This is a genomic window from Novosphingobium sp. SG754 (assembly GCF_013149315.1).
Taxonomy (GTDB): Bacteria; Pseudomonadota; Alphaproteobacteria; order Sphingomonadales; family Sphingomonadaceae; genus Novosphingobium; species Novosphingobium capsulatum.
Map to the genome: position 1 here is coordinate 63,642 of NZ_JABGCC010000007.1, position 18,493 is coordinate 82,134.

At 65.1% G+C, this 18,493-nt stretch carries 15 protein-coding genes; 8 read left to right on the top strand and 7 right to left on the bottom strand.

Annotated features, from left to right (window positions below; all coding sequences use genetic code 11):
* Positions 1 to 149 precede the first annotated feature (149 nt).
* The 3 genes from ybeY to FHW97_RS16950 are packed head-to-tail and all read left to right on the top strand — an operon-like array spanning position 150 to position 2,502.
* Entirely contained in the window at positions 150 to 644 is a 495-nt protein-coding gene (gene ybeY, locus FHW97_RS16940) for an rRNA maturation RNase YbeY (RefSeq protein WP_022675004.1), read from the top strand.
* Between the two features lie 32 nt (positions 645 to 676).
* The gene (locus FHW97_RS16945; protein WP_107717091.1) at positions 677 to 1,621 is read left to right on the top strand and encodes a hemolysin family protein; all 945 of its coding nucleotides are present in this window, start codon (positions 677 to 679) and stop codon (positions 1,619 to 1,621) included.
* Positions 1,621 to 2,502, top strand: coding sequence for a LysR substrate-binding domain-containing protein (locus tag FHW97_RS16950; RefSeq protein ID WP_171799320.1), 882 nt, complete (start codon positions 1,621 to 1,623; stop codon positions 2,500 to 2,502). The genes FHW97_RS16945 and FHW97_RS16950 overlap by 1 nt, the downstream gene beginning before the upstream one ends.
* Before the next feature lie 122 nt (positions 2,503 to 2,624).
* On the opposite strand, the gene FHW97_RS16955 is transcribed toward FHW97_RS16950, so the two are convergent.
* Entirely contained in the window at positions 2,625 to 4,169 is a 1,545-nt protein-coding gene (locus FHW97_RS16955) for an acetyl-CoA hydrolase/transferase family protein (protein WP_171799321.1), read from the bottom strand.
* 151 nt (positions 4,170 to 4,320) lie between these two features.
* The gene (locus FHW97_RS16960) at positions 4,321 to 4,776 is read right to left on the bottom strand and encodes a peptidylprolyl isomerase (RefSeq protein ID WP_022675000.1); all 456 of its coding nucleotides are present in this window, start codon (positions 4,774 to 4,776) and stop codon (positions 4,321 to 4,323) included.
* A gap of 171 nt (positions 4,777 to 4,947) precedes the next feature.
* On the opposite strand from FHW97_RS16960, the gene mgtE reads away from it, so the two are divergent.
* Entirely contained in the window at positions 4,948 to 6,351 is a 1,404-nt protein-coding gene (gene mgtE / locus FHW97_RS16965; RefSeq protein ID WP_253941858.1) for a magnesium transporter, read from the top strand.
* A 23-nt stretch (positions 6,352 to 6,374) separates the two neighbouring features.
* Positions 6,375 to 6,782 carry a DUF1489 domain-containing protein gene (locus FHW97_RS16970; RefSeq protein WP_022674998.1) on the top strand — a complete coding sequence of 136 codons (408 nt, stop codon included), beginning with the start codon at positions 6,375 to 6,377 and terminating at the stop codon, positions 6,780 to 6,782.
* An 81-nt stretch (positions 6,783 to 6,863) separates the two neighbouring features.
* On the opposite strand, the gene clpB is transcribed toward FHW97_RS16970, so the two are convergent.
* Entirely contained in the window at positions 6,864 to 9,443 is a 2,580-nt protein-coding gene (gene clpB, locus FHW97_RS16975) for an ATP-dependent chaperone ClpB (protein WP_107717089.1), read from the bottom strand.
* Between the two features lie 201 nt (positions 9,444 to 9,644).
* Between clpB and FHW97_RS16980 the strand changes: the two genes are divergently transcribed.
* The 3 genes from FHW97_RS16980 to FHW97_RS16990 all read left to right on the top strand — a co-directional run bounded on the left by FHW97_RS16980 (position 9,645) and on the right by FHW97_RS16990 (position 14,154).
* Positions 9,645 to 12,554 carry a pitrilysin family protein gene (locus tag FHW97_RS16980; protein WP_171799322.1) on the top strand — a complete coding sequence of 970 codons (2,910 nt, stop codon included), beginning with the start codon at positions 9,645 to 9,647 and terminating at the stop codon, positions 12,552 to 12,554.
* A gap of 138 nt (positions 12,555 to 12,692) precedes the next feature.
* Positions 12,693 to 13,376: a hypothetical protein gene (locus FHW97_RS16985; protein WP_171799323.1), complete on the top strand. Its 684-nt coding sequence runs from the start codon at positions 12,693 to 12,695 to the stop codon at positions 13,374 to 13,376.
* Positions 13,377 to 13,422: 46 nt separating this feature from the next.
* Positions 13,423 to 14,154, top strand: a complete 732-nt coding sequence (locus FHW97_RS16990) for a hypothetical protein (protein WP_133726818.1) — start codon at positions 13,423 to 13,425, stop codon at positions 14,152 to 14,154.
* Between the two features lie 109 nt (positions 14,155 to 14,263).
* Here FHW97_RS16990 and gatB read toward each other — a convergent pair whose 3' ends face one another.
* The 4 genes from gatB to FHW97_RS17010 form a co-directional block, all read right to left on the bottom strand.
* Positions 14,264 to 15,760, bottom strand: a complete 1,497-nt coding sequence (gene gatB, locus FHW97_RS16995) for an Asp-tRNA(Asn)/Glu-tRNA(Gln) amidotransferase subunit GatB (RefSeq protein ID WP_171799324.1) — start codon at positions 15,758 to 15,760, stop codon at positions 14,264 to 14,266.
* Between the two features lies 1 nt (position 15,761).
* The gene (gatA, locus tag FHW97_RS17000) at positions 15,762 to 17,246 is read right to left on the bottom strand and encodes an Asp-tRNA(Asn)/Glu-tRNA(Gln) amidotransferase subunit GatA (protein WP_171799368.1); all 1,485 of its coding nucleotides are present in this window, start codon (positions 17,244 to 17,246) and stop codon (positions 15,762 to 15,764) included.
* A 173-nt stretch (positions 17,247 to 17,419) separates the two neighbouring features.
* Complete coding sequence (gene gatC, locus FHW97_RS17005; protein WP_171799325.1) at positions 17,420 to 17,722, bottom strand: Asp-tRNA(Asn)/Glu-tRNA(Gln) amidotransferase subunit GatC; 303 nt, start codon at positions 17,720 to 17,722, stop codon at positions 17,420 to 17,422.
* Positions 17,723 to 17,843: 121 nt separating this feature from the next.
* Positions 17,844 to 18,428 (bottom strand): FKBP-type peptidyl-prolyl cis-trans isomerase, encoded by a 585-nt coding sequence (locus FHW97_RS17010; RefSeq protein ID WP_169049232.1) that lies wholly within the window; start codon positions 18,426 to 18,428, stop codon positions 17,844 to 17,846.
* Positions 18,429 to 18,493 lie beyond the last annotated feature (65 nt).

Consider the following 18,493-nt stretch of genomic DNA (forward strand, 5'->3'; position numbering starts at 1 on the left):
CCCCCAACCCCCTCTTCTGAAGGGGAGGGGGCGGGGGGTGGTGGAAACCTTGCACTGACCCTGACCTTGCATTTTTTGCACATGGCGGGTGGCGCGGGTCGCGTCGCCATGCCAAAGCGATTCGTCCCCCAATTGCACAGGCCCCCCGCATGACCGCGCCGATTCTGGAAATCGACATCGATCCCATCTGGGGAGATACCACCGATTGGGAGGCACTGGCCAACCGCGCCGCCGAAGCGGCCGCCCAGGTTGCCACTGAACTTGCGCATCCCAATCTGCTGGTCAGCCTGGTCCTGGCCGACGATGACGAGGTGCACGCCCTCAACAAGCAGTGGCGGGCCAAGGACAAGCCCACCAATGTGCTGTCTTTCCCGATGCTTGCCCGCGAAGACGTGCTGCGCGCCGCAGCCGACGAGGGCGCGCCGGGCATGCTGGGCGACCTGATCCTGGCGCAGGGCGTCTGTGCCCGCGAAGCGGCGGAAAAGGGCATCTCGGTAGAAAACCACGCCACCCACCTGGTGATCCACGGCCTGCTGCATCTGGCCGGCTATGACCACGAGGAAGGCGAAGCCCAGGCCGAGGAAATGGAAGACCTGGAGCGGAAGGCGCTTGCCTTGCTGGGCCTGGCCGACCCATATGCATGAATATCGACAGTAACAGCTAAGGAGCAAGGTCAGTGCCCGAGGGCAATGGGTCCGGCGGTGAAAATCGCTCGGGCGAAGGCGACAGTAATGGGGCGCTTTGGCGCGTGATAAAGGCCTTTTTCAAGGGGCCTGACCATGACCAGTCTCTACGGGCGCAGATCGAGGAAGCGATCGAGGAGCACGAGCACGAACCCGGCCATGATCTGGGCGCCGATGGCGACCTGGTGCCGGTGGAACGCCAGATGCTCAAGAACCTGCTCCATTTCAGCGAACGCGATGCCGATGACGTGGCCATACCGCGTGGCCAGATCATCGCCATCCCCGCCTCCTCCACGTTTGCCGAGGTGGTTGCCGCCTTTGCCGAGCATGGCCACAGCCGCCTGCCGGTCTATGGCGAATCGCTCGATGAAGTGCAGGGCATGATGCACATCAAGGACGTGTTCCCGTTCCTGGCGGACATGGCGCTCAAAGGTGCGCCCGCGCCAGAGGACTGGACCGTGCTGCTGCGCCAGCCGCTGTTCGTGCCCCAGGCGCGCGGCGCGATCGATGTTCTGGCCGACATGCGCGGCAGCCGCACCCATCTGGCCGTGGTGGTGGACGAATATTCCGGCACCGACGGGATCATCACGTTCGAGGATCTGGTCGAGGAAATCGTCGGCGACGTGGAAGACGAGCACGATGACGCGCCCGAAGTGCTGCTCAACCGGCTCGATCCCGATACCTGGGATGCCGATGCCCGCGCCGAACTGGAACACGTCGCCCGCATCATCGACCCGCGCCTGGCCGAGGTGGAGGAAGACGTCGACACCCTGGGCGGCCTGGCCGTGGTCCTTGCCGGCGAAGTGCCGCCGGTTGGCCGGGTGCTGGAACACGAATCCGGCTGGCGCCTGGAAGTGACCGGTGGCGACGAACGCCGCCTCACGCGCCTGCGCCTGCATGCCCCCTCCACCGCCCTTGCCGAAGAAGAAGACGCCTGATGATCCGCCGCCTGCCACCACTGCGCTCGCTGGAAGCTTTCATTCGCGTGGTGCGCGCCGGCTCGGCCAAGACGGCGGCGGCCGAACTGGCACTCAGCCCTTCGGCCCTGTCGCGCCGGCTGGCGGCGCTGGAAGAGTTCGTCGGCAAGCCGCTGTTCGAGCGCAAGCACCAGGCCCTCAAGCTGACCGAGGACGGCCAGACGCTGTATGATGCGGTGGCCCCGTTGATCGACGAGATGGCCGACCGGATCGACCGCATGATCGATACCGGCAAGGTCATGCGCCTGCGCCTGGGCGTGCTGCCGCTGTTCGGCAGCCAGCGCCTGTTCCCGCGCCTGGGCGAACTGCGCAAGCTGCACCCGCAGTTGCATATCGATATCGACAGCTCGGCCGCTGCGGAAACCAAGCTGGGTGACACGATCGATGCGGCGATTATCCTGTCGGAAGGGCCGGACGCCGCGCTGCATGCCGTGCGGCTCGATCACAACCGGGTCTATGCCATTGCCAGCAAGCAGTTGGCCGAAGAGCTGGGCAACCGGCCCGACATGGCCAAGCTCGCCAAGCAGACGTTCCTGGTTCACAACGATCTGCCCGCCAGCTTTGAAGCCTGGAAGCGCACGCTACACCTGGAAGCGCTGGAGCCAGCCGCGATCGACCATTTCGATTCCGGCCAGCTGATTCTGGAAGCCGCCGCGCAGGGTCTGGGCATTGCCATCATGCACGATGACCATTTCAGCCGCAGCCACGATCCCCGGCTGGCGCGCGTCTATGACATCGAAGTGGACAGCCCCTATTCCTATTGGTTCGTCTGCCGCCCCCGCGCCCTGCAATCGCGGCCGGTGCGCCTGTTCCACGACTGGATGCTGAAGGCGGGCTTGTAGAGGCAGCCCCTCCGTCGGCCTCCGGCCGCCACCTCCCCATCGGTGATGGGGAGGATCCTAGGTCCTCCTCATCACCGATGGGGAGGGGAACCGCCGCGGAGCGGTGGTGGAGGGGCCCTTGATTACCCCGCCCGCATGGTGCCCGTCTGCACAAAGCGCTGATGCCAGGAAAGCGCCTCGTCGAGCAGCGAGGGCGAATGCTTGCCATAGGAATCGCGCAGGGCGCGGGCATAGTAGTCGCTCAACTGGTCGCGATAGATCGGGTGCACGCAGTTGGCGATGACCTGTTCTGCCCGCTGCTTGGGCGACAGGCCGCGCAGATCGGCCAGGCCCTGGTCGGTGACGATCACCTGCACGTCCTGATCGATATGGTCGACATGGCTCACCTGTGGCACGATCGTGGAAATCGCCCCGCCCTTGGCCAGCGAGGGCGCCATGAAGATCGAGATATAGGCATTGCGGGCAAAATCGCCCGAGCCGCCGATGCCGTTCTGGATGCGCGAGCCCATCAGGTGGGTGGAATTGACGTTGCCATAGAGATCGGCCTCGATCATGCCGTTCATTGCCAGGCAGCCCAGGCGCCGCACCAGTTCGGGGTGGTTGGAAATCTCCTGCGGCCGCAGCACAATGCGATCGCGATAGCGGTGCATTTCGCCGTTCAGCGCCTCTGCCGCGTCGGGGCTGAGGGAAAACGCCGTCGCCGAGGCCATCGCCAGCTTGCCCGCCGCCAGCAGATCGAGCATGCCGTCCTGCAAGACTTCGGTATAGGCCGTCATCGGCTCGAACGGGCTGTCCATCAGGCCGTTGAGCACGGCATTGGCGATATTGCCCACGCCCGACTGGATCGGCAGCAGCGAAGCCGGCAGCCGGCCCATTTTCACTTCATGGCCAAAGAACTGCAGCAGGTGCCCGGCAATGGCGCGGGCGGCATCGTCGGGCGCCTTGAACGGGGCGTTGCGATCGGGCGTGTCGGTGGCCACCACCGCCACCACCTTGGCCGGATCGATGCGGAACGTGGGCTGGCCGATGCGATCATTGGGATGGACCAGCGGGATCGGGCGGCGATGCGGCGGCAGCGCGGTGCCATAATAGATATCGTGCATGCCGTGCAGCGCTTCATGCTGCCAGGAATTGACTTCCAGGATGATCTTGCCGGCGCGATCGAGCCAGGTCTTGTTGTTGCCCACCGACGAGGACGGCACCACGCTGCCATCGGGCAGGATCGCCGAAACCTCGACCAGCGCCACGTCGAGCGGGCCGAGAAAGCCCTGCCACGCCATGGGCGCCACCTGGCTGAGGTGCATGTCGAAATACTGCACCGTGCCGGCATTGATCTGCTCGCGCACCAGGGGATCGGAGTTGTAAGGCAGGCGGAAATCGATGCCCTTGGCCCGCGCCAGCGCGCCGTCGAGTTCGGGGCCGGTCGATGCGCCGGTCCACACCTTGATGGCATAGGGATTGCCGGCGGCGTGGGCCGCCTCCATCCGCCGCGCCAGCGCCTGGGGCACCGCCTTGGGATAGCCTGCCCCGGTAAACCCGCTCATCCCCACCACGGCGCCGGGGCCAATCAGGCTGGCGGCATCGTCTGCGCTCATCAGCTTGGCGCGATAATCGGGATGGGCAATCCGCGCAGGAGACACGGACGGTGACGAAACGGGGGCGTTCATGGGGGGCTCCTCTCGGGTTCGATCTACCCTGCCCCTAAGCCGATGCGCCTTGTCCTACAGCAAAAAAGGCGGGGACCAGCCCCGCCTTTTCCCTGATATGATACAGGTTTTGTCTCGATAGCGAGACAGCGACCCGATCAGCCAGTCGTAATCAGGCAGCCTGCACGGTCGCCTTGCGGATCACGCCCGGGTTTGCCGGCGGCTCGCCCTTGGGCAGCGCGTCGATCAGTTCCATGCCGCTCTCCACTTCGCCCCACACGGTGTACTGGCGATCGAGGAAACGCGCATCATCAAAGCAGATGAAGAACTGGCTGTTGGCCGAGTGCGGATAGCTGGTGCGGGCCATCGAGCACACGCCGCGCACGTGCGGCTGATCGTTGAATTCGGCCTTGAGGTCGGGCTTGCTCGAACCACCCATGCCGGTGCCCTGCGGGCAGCCGCCCTGCGCCATGAAACCGGGGATCACGCGGTGGAACTTCACCCCGTCATAGAACCCTTCGGAAGCCAGTTCCTTGATCCGTTCCACGTGGCCGGGGGCCAGGTCGGGACGCAGCTTGATCACCACATCGCCCGAATCCAGCGACAGGACCAGTTTTTCTTCAGACATCGACCACTCTTCCTTGGCAAAGAATGTCGTCGATATAGGCAATCTTCGGACAAAGTCACGCTGCACTGCATCATTGCATTTGCCGGATGATCGCCTATCCCCGCCTTGATGGAACAAGGCGCGCCCCATGAACACGACCTGCGGATGGACGACGGCGTGGACACTGACACCATGACGGTGGCGGCGCCCGAACCTGCGCGCAATTCGCAGGAACTGGACGAGGAAGACAACACGCTGCGCCCCTCGTTCCTGCGCCGGGTGACCGAGGCGCTGGACGCGGAAAACCAGGAAGCGGTCTATAACCTGGTCGAGCCGCTCCACCCGGCCGACATCGCCGACCTGTTCGAGCTGATCGGCCAGGAATACCGTGCGCCGCTGGCCCGCGCGATCAACGACCTGCTCGGCTCAGACGTGCTCGCCGAGTTGAACGACTGGGTGCGCGATGACCTGGTCGATCAGCTCGAACCCGAAGAGGTTGCCGACCTCGCCGAGCAGATGGAGACGGACGACGCCGTCGCCCTGATCGAAGACCTCGACGAGGAAGACCAGGCCGCCGTCCTGGCAGAAATGGAGCCGGAAGACCGCGCCGCGATCGAAAGCGCGCTGTCCTACCCCGAAGAATCCGCCGGCCGCCTGATGAGCCGCGACGTGATCGCGGTGCCCGAACACCTGACCGTGGGCGACCTGATCGATTACCTGCGCCGCGACGACGATGACCTTGCCACCGAATTCTGGGAAGTGTTCATCGTCGACGTAAAGCATCGCCCGGTTGGCACCTGCATGCTTTCCTGGCTGCTGCGCGCACCGCGCAGCGTGCCCCTGGCCGATGTGATGAAGCGCGACCAGACGCTGATTCCCGTCACCATGGACCAGGAAGAGGTCGCGCTCCGCTTTCAGAAGTACGCGCTGATTTCTGCCGCCGTGGTGGATGACAGTGGCCGGCTGGTCGGCCAGATCACGGTGGACGACGTGGTCCACATTATCCAGGAAGAGGCGAGCGAGGACATCCTGCGCCTGTCGGGCGCGGGCGATGGCGACATCAACGAGCCGATCGGCCTGACCGTGCGCACGCGCCTGTCGTGGCTGGTGGTGAACCTGGGCACGGCGATCATTGCCGCCTCGGTGGTCGGCCTGTTCCAGGGCGCCATCGCGCGCTTTGCCCTGCTCGCCGTGCTGATGCCGATCGTTTCGGGCATGGGCGGCAATGCCGGCACCCAGACGCTGGCAGTGGTGGTGCGCGCGATTGCCACCAACCAGCTGACGAGTTCCAACACCGTGCGCATGATCCTGCGCGAATTGCGCATCGCGCTGGCCAACGGGCTCTCGCTGGGCGTGCTGATCGGGGTGGGCACCACGCTGATCTTTGGCAACCCGCACCTGGGCGCGGTGATCGGCGCGGCCATGGTGATCAACAACCTGGTGGCGGGCCTGGCTGGAATCCTCGTTCCGGTCAGCCTCGATCGCCTGCGGGTGGATCCGGCTGTCTCTTCGGCCGTATTCGTGACGATGGCCACCGATGTCATGGGGTTCTTCTCGTTCCTGGGGCTGGCTGTCGTCACCGGGCTTGCCGCCTGATTCGGATTGAAAGAACACCTGCAATGCCGCTCAACATGACCAAAGTGGCCTATGGCGCGCAGTCGCTGGCGGAAGTCCACGAATGGTTTTCCACCGGCCGGCGCCACGGTGCCGATGGCGTCGCCCGCCTGACCACGCGCAACTGCCCGCGCCGCCATGCCGAAATGATCGGCGGCTCGCTGTATTGGATTCTCAAGCACCAGCTGGTCGCGCGCAGCGAAATCTTGGGTTTTGAAGAGGCCGAGGGCGGACGCACCAATATCCTGGTCTCCACCCGCCTGATCGACGTGGTGCCGATGCCGCGCCGCGCCCACCAGGGCTGGCGCTATCTGGAAGCAGCCGATGCCCCGGCCGATCTTGGCCATGGGGAAGCCGGTGACGTGCTGCCCGCCGCGATCGCCGGCGAACTGGCCAAGCTCGGCCTGGTCTGACGCCCGCGGGCTGCCGGCCCGCCGATGCAGAAAAGGGAGCGACATGCGCTCCCCTTCCCTTTCCGCAATGGCCTGCGCGGCTCAGCTGACGTGGAACGCCAGCGCGCCGTCGCCTTCATCGATCGTCACCGTGCTGCCGTCGGGCACTTGGCCTGCCAGCAGCCGCTCCGCCAGCGGGTCTTGCAGATAGCGCTGCACGGCCCGCTTCAATGGCCGCGCGCCATAGACCGGATCATAGCCCACCCGGCCCAGCCAGCGCTTGGCCGCCTCGGTGAGGTCCAGCGTGATCTTGCGATCCTTGAGCAGCTTGGCCACGCGTGCCACCTGGATGTCCACGATCGGGGCCATGTGTTCCTGGCCCAGGCGGTGGAACAGGATGATTTCATCCAGCCGGTTGAGGAATTCCGGCCGGAAGTGCGCGCGCACCACATCCATCACCTGCGGCTCCACGCTGGCGGCATCTTCGCCCTCGCCCAGGTTGGCCAGGTACTGGCTGCCCAGGTTGGAGGTCAGGATGATCAGCGTGTTGGTGAAATCCACCACGCGGCCCTGGCCGTCGGTCAGGCGCCCATCATCGAGCACCTGCAACAGCACGTTGAACACGTCCTGATGAGCCTTTTCCACCTCGTCGAACAGGACGACCTGATAGGGCCGGCGCCGCACCGCCTCGGTCAGCACGCCGCCTTCGTCATAGCCGACATAGCCCGGAGGCGCGCCGATCAGACGGCTGACGGCATGCTTTTCCATGAACTCCGACATGTCGATGCGCACCATCGCACTGTCATCATCAAACAGGAAACCCGCCAGCGCCTTGGTCAGTTCGGTCTTGCCCACGCCCGTGGGGCCCAGGAACAGGAAGCTGCCGAGCGGACGGTTGGGGTCTTGCAACCCGGCCCGCGCGCGGCGCACCGCCTTGGACACGGCCACCACCGCGTCGCGCTGGCCGATTACCCGCTTGCCGAGCACGTCTTCCATGTTGAGCAGCTTTTCCCGCTCGCCTTCCATCATCCGGTCGACCGGCACCCCGGTCCAGCGGCTGACGACACCAGCGATATCTTCGGCCGTCACTTCCTCGCGCAGCAGGGCATTCTTGCTGGCGCCTTGCGCATCGGCCAGCTGGCGCTCCAGCTCGGGGATGCGGCCATAGGCCAGCTCCCCGGCCTTCGCCAGATCGCCCACGCGCTGCGCCTGCTCCAGTTCCACGCGCGCGCTGTCGAGCTGCTCCTTGATCTTGCCTTCGGCATGGATCTTGTCGCGCTCGTTCTGCCAGCGCGTGGTCAGCTCGGCCGATTGCTGTTCCAGGTTGGCCAGGTCTTCGCGCAGGGTATCCAGCCGATCACGGCTGGCCTGGTCGGTTTCCTTGGCCAGGGCCATTTCCTCGATCTTGAGCTGGATGATGCGACGATCCAGGTTCTCGATCTCCTCGGGCTTGCTTTCCACTTCCATGCGGATGCGGCTGGCGGCCTCGTCCATCAGGTCGATCGCCTTGTCGGGCAGGAAACGGTCGGCGATATAGCGGTTGGACAGCGTCGCGGCGGCCACGATCGCGGCATCGGCGATGCGCACGCCATGGTGCACCTCGTACTTTTCCTTGATCCCGCGCAGGATCGAGATGGTGTCCTCCACCGTCGGCTCGCCCACGAACACGGGCTGGAACCGGCGTTGGAGGGCCGGGTCCTTTTCCACGTACTTCTGGTATTCATCCAGCGTGGTAGCGCCGATGCAGTGCAACTCGCCCCGCGCCAGCGCCGGCTTCAAGAGGTTGGACGCGTCCATCGCGCCTTCGGTCTTGCCCGCGCCGATCAGGGTATGCATCTCGTCGATGAACAGGATGATCTCGCCCTCGGCGCCCTTCACCTCGTCAAGCACGGCCTTCAACCGCTCTTCGAACTCGCCGCGATACTTGGCGCCGGCAATCAGGCTGCCCATGTCGAGCGCCATCAGCCGGCGATGCTTGAGGCTGTCTGGCACGTCGCCATTGGCGATGCGCAGCGCCAGGCCTTCGGCAATCGCCGTCTTGCCCACGCCGGGTTCGCCGATCAGCGCCGGGTTGTTCTTGGTGCGACGCGCCAGGATCTGCACGGTACGACGGATTTCCTCGTCGCGGCCGATCACCGGATCGAGCTTGCCCTCGCGCGCGGCAGCCGTCAGGTCGCGGGCATATTTCTTCATCGCGTCATAGGCGTTTTCCGCGCCGGCGCTATCGGCCGAACGCCCGCCGCGCAGCGCGGTGATCGCCGCTTCCAGCGCCTGGGGCGAAAGGCCGGCCGCCTTCAACGCCTGGCCAGCCGCCGTGGTGCCAGCCAGCGTCAGCGCCAGCAGCATGCGTTCCACGGTGACAAAGCTGTCCCCGCTCTTGGCGGCAACCTGTTCGGCCTGGTCGAGCAGGCGCACGGTATCGTTGTCGAGCCCGGGCGAATTCTGCGCGCCCGAACCCGAGACCGCCGGCAATTTGCCCAGCGCCTTGTCCACTTCGGCCTGGGCCACGGCGGGGTTGCCGCCGGCCCGCTGGATCAGCCCGCTGGCCATGCCTTCAGGGTCTTCCAGCAACACCTTGAGCACGTGCTCGGGGGTGATGCGCTGATGGCTCAGGCGGATCGCCAGGGTCTGGGCCGCCTGGAGGAAACCCTTGGCGCGATCGGTGAATTTTTCGAGGTTCATAACGGTCTCTCGCTCTCCTGACCGCCACAAGGTAGTGTGACTTTTGGGCAACACAAGGACGTGGATCAAATTTTGCGCCACCGGTTGCAATCAAAACCAGTGCCACGGCGCAAGTCCTCACGATGGTTCAGCTTTGACTCCGCCGAACATGCCCTTACACATCGCCACAGAGACTTTTCGAGACAGGACAAGCCCCCCTCCATGCAGCGCTTCCTCAACGCCTCTCTCCTGGCCCTGGCCATCGCCTCGGCCGCGCCTTCGCCCGTGCTTGCCGCCACGGCATCGGCCCCGGCAGTGCCCGCCCCGGCGCCGCTGGCCAACCTGGTTTCGGCAGTGAACATTCCCTACGAGCAGTTCACCCTGCCCAACGGCCTGCGCGTGCTGGTCCATACCGATCGCAAGGCGCCGGTCGTGGCCGTGTCGGTGTGGTATGGCGTGGGTTCCAAGAACGAGCCCAAGGGCAAGACCGGCTTTGCCCACCTGTTCGAACACCTGATGTTCAACGGGTCGGAACACAACAAGGGCGATTTCTTCACCCCGCTGCAGAATGCCGGGGCCACTGATTACAACGGCACCACCTGGTTCGATCGCACCAACTATTTCGAAACCGTGCCCACGGCCGCGCTCGATCGCTTCCTCATGCTGGAATCCGATCGCATGGGCTATCTGCTGGGTGCAGTGACGCAGGAAACGCTCGATAACCAGCGCAGCGTTGTGCAGAACGAAAAGCGCCAGGGCGACAACCAGCCCTATGGTCTGGTGGAATACGAGCAGCTCGAAAACCTCTATCCCGTCGGCCACCCCTATCACCACAGCACGATCGGTTCGATGGCCGATCTCGACAGCGCCAGCCTGGCCGATGTGAAAGCGTGGTTCACCGATCACTATGGCCCCAACAACGCCGTGCTGGTCCTGGCCGGTGACGTCGATCTCGCCACGGCCAAGGCCAAGGTCGCCAAGTGGTTTGGCGCCATTCCCGCCGGGCCCAAGGTGCAACCGGTATCGGCCCCGGTGCCGACCCTGCCCGCGCCGGTTTCCAAGACGATCAAGGATGAAGTCGCCACCACCCGCATCTACCGCATGTGGGCGATCCCGGGCTACGACAACCCCGATTACCTGCCGTTGCAGATCGGCGCGGTGATCCTGGGCGGGCTTGCTTCCTCGCGGCTCGACGACAACCTGGTGCGTGGCCAGCAACTGGCGGTTGCGGCCGGCGCCAACGCCGAAATCTATGCCCAGGCCGGGCAGTTCGTGGTTCAGGCCGATGTGAAGCCGGGCCAGAATGCCGCCGCCGTGGGTGCCGCGCTTGACGCGCAGATCAAGCGCCTGGTGACCGAAGGCCCGACGGCCGACGAACTCGCCCGCGCCGCCACCGTCACCGCCAGCGACCAGATCCGCAAGCTGGAATCGGTCGGCGGCTTTGGCGGCAAGGCACCGACGCTGGCCGAAGGCCTGCTCTACAACGGCGATGCCAACCACTATCGCAAGGAACTGGCGGCCATGGCCGCGCTCACGCCGGCGCAGGTGCGTGACGCGCTGCAAAAGTGGCTGACGCACCCGGTCTTTGCCCTGACGGTGGAGCCGGGCACCCGCACCGAAGGCGGCGAATCCCACGGCGGCTGGGCCAACAACGATACCAAGGTCGGTGGAGGCCACGGTAGCGCTGCCCATCCCGCCTATTGGCACCAGCCCGGCCAAGACCCGGCGCCGCAGCCGGCGGTGCCGGCCGCAGCAGCCGGCCCCGATCGCAGCGAGCTGCCGCCAATCGGCAGCCTGGCGGCGCTGCAGTTCCCGCAGATCGAGCGGGCAACGCTGTCCAACGGGGTGAAGGTGGTCTTCGCCCGCCGCGCCGCCGTGCCTGTCGTTTCGGTGCAGGTGGCGTTTGACGCCGGCTTTGCCGCCGATCCGCGCCAGGCGCTGGGCACGCAGGCCATGCTGCTCAAGATGATGGACCAGGGCACCAAGACCCTGGATGCCGCCGCCTTTGCCCGTGCCCGCGAAAACCTGGGCGCCAACATCAGCAACGCCGCCCTGCCCGACAGCACGGCGTTCCAGCTTGATGCCGTGGCGCCCAACCTCGCTGGCTCGCTGGCGCTGCTGGCCGACTATATCCGCAATCCCGCGCTCAAGAGCGATGACCTGGAACGCGTGCGCGCCCAGCAACTCGCCGCGATCGATGCCGAACTGCGCGATCCCTCGGCGATGGCCTCGCGCGTGCTCTATCCCGCGCTCTATGGGCCGCAGCACCCCTATGGCACGCCGCCCACCGGCACCGGCGATCCGGCCGTGGTCAAGCGCCTGACTCCAGCAGACCTCGCTGCGTTCCACCAGGCCTGGCTGCGCCCGTCCAAGGCGACGATCTTCGTGGTCGGCGATACCACGCTGGCCGCGGTCAAGCCGCTGCTGGAGCGCAGCTTTGGCAGCTGGGCCGAACCGGCGGGCGCTGCCCCGGTCAAGAACCTGTCGGCAACGATCCCCGCGGCCAGCCCGCGCATCCTGCTGGTCGATCGGCCGGCCTCGCCACAGTCGATGATCATGGCCGGCGAAGTTCTCGCCGCCACCGGCCGCGACGATCTCGTGCCGCTGCGCACTGCCAACGAAGTGCTGGGCGGCAGCTTCCTCTCGCGCCTCAACATGGACGTGCGCGAAAGCAAGGGCTGGAGCTATGGCGTGGGCAGCGCGGTGAGCGACCGCCAGGATCGCGTGATCTATCGCCTCGTCGCGCCGGTCCAGACCGACCAGACTGGCCCCGCAATTGCGGCGATGCAGGGTGACATGACTGCCTTCCTCAAGGACAAGGGCGTTGCCCCCGACGAACTGGGCTGGGCCACGCAGGGCGCTGCGCGCGAACTGCCGGGCGCGTTCGAAACCTCGTCTGCCGTGCTCGATGGCCTGGTCAAGATCGTCCAGTTCCAGCGCCCGGACGACTACTACACGCGCCTCGCCGTGCGCTATCCCACGCTGACCGCCGCCGAACTCGACAAGGCCGCCCGCAGCGCGCTCGATCCGAGCAAACTGACCTGGGTTGTCGTGGGCGACGCCACCAAGATCAAGCCGCAGCTCGACAAGCTCGGCCTGCCGGTTGAGGTGACGAGCGTACAGGGGAAGTAAAACCCGATTTTGCCATTTTGGCAGCACTGGCTCGGCAAGGTTCCAGATGAAGCCTTGCCGAGCTATACCGGTTTAGCCTAGACGCAGACTGCGCAACAAATTGTTGCGCAAACTACGTCTGGGTGTCCCGGGGAAGGCATGACAGAAAAGATCGGGTGGGGGCGACTGCGCAAGGCGCCGTTTGGTTTGCTTGCTGCGCTGGCCGTTAGTGTGCCGTGGACAGCAACTGCGCAGGATGCCACGGCAAGCCTGGTCACATCCACATCACCTTGCACGCTTCACATTTGGCCTGGCAGCCCATTGCGGTCTACTTTTTACGGCTGGCTCCACGGCGGAATCGTTGATGGGGCTGTTAACGGGCGGCAGGGCTATCCAAAGCTGCCGCGAGCACCGCTGGACACGGCCACCCAACAGGCCGTGCTGGCGAGCCTCGACCTTCCGACTATACTCGGCCTGACGGGGTATCAAGTCACAGTCCATGCTGACACGCTCGACAGTCGCACCCTGCGCAATACGCCGGGTCGCTACACGGCCGAAGGCGGACCGTGCCATGCCGAACTGGCCGTGGATGACGTGTTCTTTCAGGAAGACAGCTTTTCCGGCCGCTATCTCAAGGTGATCTACCGCTTCAAGCGGTTCGACGGCAGCGAAACGCCCACCCGCAGCTTTGGCACGATTGCCACGGAAAAGCTCACACTGTTTCCTCCCGCAAAGCCAGAAGACGATCCGCAGGCTGCGCTAGGCGAATTGCGCCACGCGTTTGCAGAAAGCGTGGAAACGTTTGGCAGGCAGCTAGCAGCGCCGCCGCGTAAGAAAAATTAACCCAAGCACAGCCCAAACGGGGCCATTCCAGATGGGGATTATGGAAATGCTCAAGACCTTCCTTGCAACTAGCGTGGCTTTGCTGGCCACGGTTGGCACCGTCCAGGCGCAAGACACGACGGCGCCCGCGTCTCAAGCAGCGCCTGCCGAAGCCGCAAAGTCACTTAGTCCGGAGGTCGTCGTGCATGCACCGTCGGCCGCTGCGCCCGATGGCTGCGAACTCCATATCTGGCCGGCCGAACGAATGGCGTCGATGACGACCGGACTCTTGGGCGGCGGCTTGCTTGATGCTGCCATCCACGGCAATCGCGATGCCACCAATCGCACGCTGATGGCCAGCGCGCTGGACAGTCCCAGCCAGCTCGATGCTCTTGAGACGCTCGACCTGCGCGGCATGCTCAAGCTTACTCCGGGCACCACGATCGTGACGCATGCCACGCCGCTGGTGCGCAAGACCATGAATTCCGTTAAAACGCGCCGCTCGGATTCTCAGGCCAAGTGCTATTCAGAACTCGTCGTGGCGGACGTATTCTACCAGAAAGCCGCAATTTACGGCCGCTCGCTGCGCACACTGTTCATGGTGCGGGAATTTGGCGACGATCAGAAAATCGACTTCGAATACAAAGCGTGGGGCGGCAATGGCCTCAAGCTTTTCCCGCCAAAGGAAGGCGATGACGCCGTGGCTGCGCTCGATGAACTGGTCGCCGTGTTCAAGAAGAATTTCGAGGAATATGCCGGCAACGAAGCCAAAGCGACGCGCACGCCCGTAAAGAGCTGACAGGCAATCGACTTCCCAGAGAAAAGCCCCCTGTCCTTCGTCGGACAGGGGGCTTTCTTATGTCCTGAAAGTCTGGCCCTAGCGGTGCGAAGACCGCAGGGCGCGTCCCTCACCCCAGCTTGGCCTTCAGCACCTGATTGACCAGCTGCGGATTGCCCTTGCCAGCCATGGCCTTCATCGTCTGGCCCACGAAGAAGCCGAACAGGGCTTCCTTGCCGCCACGGTACTGTTCCACCTTGTCGGCATTGGCGGCCAGCACGGCATCCACTGCCGCTTCGATCGCGCCGGTGTCGGTCGTCTGCTTGAGGCCTTCGCGTTCGACGATGGCAGCCGCGCCGTCGCCGGTTTCCAGCATCTTTTCCAGAACCTGCTTGGCGATGGAGCCGGAGATCGTGCCATCGCCGATCAGCGCCAGAAGTTCCGCTGCGCTTGTCGGCGAAACCGGGCTGTCTTCCAGGCCCTTGCCCAGCTTGTTGAGCGCGCCGAACAGCTCGCTGGTCAGCCAGTTGGCAGCCTGCTTGGCCACGGCGGCTTCATCCTTGCCCTGCTTGGCAGCGCTCGCCGTAATCAGGGTTTCGAACCAGGCAGCCGTATCCACGTCTGCCGTCAGCACGGCCGCGTTATAGGCCGACAGGCCCAGCGCATCGGTATAGCGCGTGCGCTTGGCATCGGGCAGCTCGGGCAGGGACGCGCGGCATTCATCCAGGAATGCCTGGTCCAGCACCAGCGGCAGCAGATCGGGATCGGGGAAATAGCGATAGTCGTGCGCGTCTTCCTTGCTGCGCATCGACCGCGTGGTGCCCGTGCCCGGATCGAACAGGCGGGTTTCCTGCACGATCTTGCCACCGGCTTCCAGCACGTCGACCTGGCGGCTCGCCTCGTGCTCGATCGCGGCCATGACGAAGCGCACCGAGTTGACGTTCTTGGTTTCGGTGCGGGTGCCCAGCGGCTCGCCCGCGCGGCGCACCGAAACGTTGACGTCCGCCCGCATCGAGCCCTGGTCCATGTTGCCGTCGCACGAGCCGACATAGCGCAGGATCTGGCGCAGCTTGGTCAGATATGCCCCAGCCTCGGCCGGCGACGTCATGTCAGGCCGGCTGACGATTTCCATCAGCGCCACGCCCGAGCGGTTGAGATCGACGTAGGACATCGTCGGGTGCTGATCATGCATCAGCTTGCCCGCGTCCTGCTCCACATGGATGCGCTCGATACCGATGACCTTGGTGCCGGCCTCGGGGTTCTTGTCATCCAGCGCGATCTCGATCGACCCTTCGCCCACCAGCGGGTGGTAGAGCTGGCTGATCTGATAGCCCTGCGGCAGATCGGCATAGAAGTAGTTCTTGCGATCGAACCGCGACCAGGTGTTGATCTGCGCTTCAATCGCCATGCCGGTGCGCACCGCCTGGCGGATGCACTCGCGGTTGGGCACGGGCAGCATGCCCGGCATCGCCGCATCGACTAGGCTGACCTGGGTGTTGGGTTCGGCGCCGAATGCGGTGGCAGAGCCCGAAAAGAGCTTGGCCTGCGTGGTGATCTGGGCGTGAACCTCCAGCCCGATGACCACTTCCCACTCGCCCGTGGCGCCCTGGATACGATAGCTGCTCATCTTACCACCACTTACCCGGCTTGGCCGAAAACTGTGCGCGCTGTTCAAGCGCAAGGCTGGCGTTCAGCACGCCCTGTTCATCGAGCGGCCGACCGATGACATGCAGGCCCAGCGGCAGCCCATCGCGCGACAGGCCAGCGGGAACCGACATGGCCGGAAGACCGGCGAGGCTGGCCGGCACCGAGAACACGTCGTTGAGATACATCTCCACCGGATCGGTGCTCTTCTGGCCCAGCGCAAAGGCAGCCGAGGGCGCGGTGGGCGTCAGGATCACGTCCACCGTCTCGAATGCCTTGGCGAAATCCTGCGCGATCAGCGCTCGGACCTTCTGCGCCTGGGTGTAATAGGCGTCATAGAACCCGGCCGAGAGCACATAGGTGCCGATCAGGATGCGGCGCTTCACCTCGTCGCCGAAACCGGCAGCGCGGGTGGCAGCGTACATGTCCTGCAGGTTGGCGCCATCAGGCAGATCGCGCAGGCCGTAGCGCACGCCATCATAGCGGGCGAGGTTCGACGAAGCCTCGGCCGGGGCAATGATGTAATAGGTGGGCAGCGCGTACTTGGTATGCGGCAGCGAGATATCGACGATTTCGGCGCCAGCATCCTTGAGCCAGGCGATGCCATCTTCCCAGCTCTTGGCGACATCGGCATCGAGGCCATCGACGCGGTATTCGCGCGGAATGCCCACCTTCTTGCCGCGCATATCGGCATTGAGGCCCGCTTCCCACGCCGGCACCGCCAGATCGAGGCTGGTCGAATCCTTGGGATCGAACCCGGCCATGGCTTCGAGCATGATCGCGCAGTCGCGCACGTCGCGCGCCATCGGCCCGGCCTGGTCGAGCGAGGAGGCAAACGCCACCACACCCCAGCGCGAGCAGCGGCCATAGGTGGGCTTGATCCCGGAAATGCCGGTGAAAGCGGCAGGCTGGCGGATCGAGCCGCCGGTGTCGGTGCCCGTGGCCGCCGGCGCAATGCGCGCGGCAACTGCGGCTGACGAGCCACCCGAAGAACCACCCGGTGCCAGCGGGGTGGTGTCATCCCCCTTGCGCCAGGGCGAAATCACATTGCCAAAACCGCTGGTCTCGTTCGACGAGCCCATGGCGAACTGATCGAGGTTGAGCTTGCCCAGCATGCCGGCACCAGCATCCCACAGCTTCTGCGAGACGGTGCTTTCATACGGCGGGACAAAACCCTCCAGGATCTTGCTGGCGGCCGTGGTCTGCACGCCCTTGGTGGCAAACAGATCCTTCATGCCGATCGGCACGCCGGCCATCTTGCCCAGCGGCTGCCCGGCGGCACGCGCCGCGTCCACCTTGCCCGCAGCAGCAAGCGCCGCATCCGGGGTGGTGACGATAAAGGCATTGAGCGCGCCCTGCGCCGCTTCGACCGCGGCGTTGAAGGCGCTGGCCACTTCCGTGGCGGTGAAAGCGCCACTCGCCACCCCATCACGGAGCGCGGCAACGCCAAGTTCGGTAAGGTCAGTCATCCGTTCGGACCGATTGTTGCGCATGAACCGATCGGGGTTCGTGCGTGGGAAACTGGAAGGCGGTACTGCGCCTGCCCTTCGACAAGCTCAGGGCGAACGGGGCATTGATCCAAAACCCACATCCGTTCGTACTGAGCCTGTCGAAGCACGGCCAGCGCAAGGCCAGCCAAGGATTACTCGATCACCTTGGGCACGCCGAAGAAGCCATGCTCGGCCACCGGGGCATTGGACAGCACGGCATCGCGGATGTCGCCGCCGGTCAGCGGATCGGCGTTGACCACGTCATCGCGTAGGCGCAGCGTATTGGGGATCACGGCGGTCATCGGGGTCACCCCGGTCACGTCGACTTCGCCCAATTGCTCAACCCAGGCGAGGATGCCGTTCAATTCGGGCACCATCGCTTCAAGCTGGGCCTCACTCACCTTGATGCGCGCAAGACTGGCGATCTTCGCCACGTCGGCGGTATTCACGGACATGCCGTCCCTTTCGTGCAGGGTTTGCCAAAAACAAGAACACCGCGCGCTACCATCGCGCGCGGTGTCCTTCAAGCCGCTGGGGCAAGCCAGGGGGCCGACAGCCCCCTGGCATAAAGCCGGATCAGTTGGCGGGCACCACCGGTGCTGCCGCCGGATCACCCGCTGCGCCACCAGCTGCACCACCCGCGCCGCGCGCCTGCATCTGCTGCTGCAGCGCCTGCATCGCGGCCTGCTGGCGCTGCAGTTCGGCCATGGAGCGGAACTCGATCAGCTCGACCTCGAACACCAGGTCGCTGTTGGCGGGGATGGCGACGCTGCCATCGCGGCCCGGCATAGCCTGGCTGCCATAGGCGAGCGCGGCCGGGATCTCGAGGCGGTACTTGCCGCCCACCTTCATCTGTTGCAGGCCCTGGGCAAAGCCGGGGATCACGCCTTGCAGCGGCATCGCGGCGTTTTCGCCACGGTCGAATTCCTTGCCGGTGCTGGCGATGCGGCCAACATAGTTGATCAGCGCCACGTCAGACGTGGTGGGAGACTTGCCCGTGCCTTCCTTGAGCGCGATCACGCGCACTTCGCTGAAGTGCACCGGGCGCGCCGCCCAGGCCAGGCCGATGCCCACCAGCACGGCAACGATCACGCCGAGCCAAACCTTGGCGAGCGAGCCCTTGGCAACGGGCTGCAACGGAACGCGGGTGATTTCCGACATTGGTTTCCCTCTGGGGTTTCCCTCTGGATTTTCCCTGATCAGGCAGCGCCCAAAGGAACGGCCGC

Excerpts from the sequence above, each read along its gene's own strand:
- ybeY (WP_022675004.1), top strand. The coding sequence starts at position 150 with ATGACCGCGCCGATTCTGGAAATCGACATCGATCCCATCTGGGGAGAT.
- FHW97_RS16950 (WP_171799320.1), top strand. The coding sequence starts at position 1,621 with ATGATCCGCCGCCTGCCACCACTGCGCTCGCTGGAAGCTTTCATTCGC.
- FHW97_RS16955 (WP_171799321.1), bottom strand. The coding sequence starts at position 4,169 with ATGAACGCCCCCGTTTCGTCACCGTCCGTGTCTCCTGCGCGGATTGCC.
- FHW97_RS16960 (WP_022675000.1), bottom strand. The coding sequence starts at position 4,776 with ATGTCTGAAGAAAAACTGGTCCTGTCGCTGGATTCGGGCGATGTGGTG.
- mgtE (WP_253941858.1), top strand. The coding sequence starts at position 4,948 with ATGACGGTGGCGGCGCCCGAACCTGCGCGCAATTCGCAGGAACTGGAC.
- FHW97_RS16970 (WP_022674998.1), top strand. The coding sequence starts at position 6,375 with ATGCCGCTCAACATGACCAAAGTGGCCTATGGCGCGCAGTCGCTGGCG.
- clpB (WP_107717089.1), bottom strand. The coding sequence starts at position 9,443 with ATGAACCTCGAAAAATTCACCGATCGCGCCAAGGGTTTCCTCCAGGCG.
- FHW97_RS16980 (WP_171799322.1), top strand. The coding sequence starts at position 9,645 with ATGCAGCGCTTCCTCAACGCCTCTCTCCTGGCCCTGGCCATCGCCTCG.
- FHW97_RS16985 (WP_171799323.1), top strand. The coding sequence starts at position 12,693 with ATGACAGAAAAGATCGGGTGGGGGCGACTGCGCAAGGCGCCGTTTGGT.
- FHW97_RS16990 (WP_133726818.1), top strand. The coding sequence starts at position 13,423 with ATGCTCAAGACCTTCCTTGCAACTAGCGTGGCTTTGCTGGCCACGGTT.
- gatB (WP_171799324.1), bottom strand. The coding sequence starts at position 15,760 with ATGAGCAGCTATCGTATCCAGGGCGCCACGGGCGAGTGGGAAGTGGTC.
- gatA (WP_171799368.1), bottom strand. The coding sequence starts at position 17,246 with ATGACTGACCTTACCGAACTTGGCGTTGCCGCGCTCCGTGATGGGGTG.
- gatC (WP_171799325.1), bottom strand. The coding sequence starts at position 17,722 with ATGTCCGTGAATACCGCCGACGTGGCGAAGATCGCCAGTCTTGCGCGC.
- FHW97_RS17010 (WP_169049232.1), bottom strand. The coding sequence starts at position 18,428 with ATGTCGGAAATCACCCGCGTTCCGTTGCAGCCCGTTGCCAAGGGCTCG.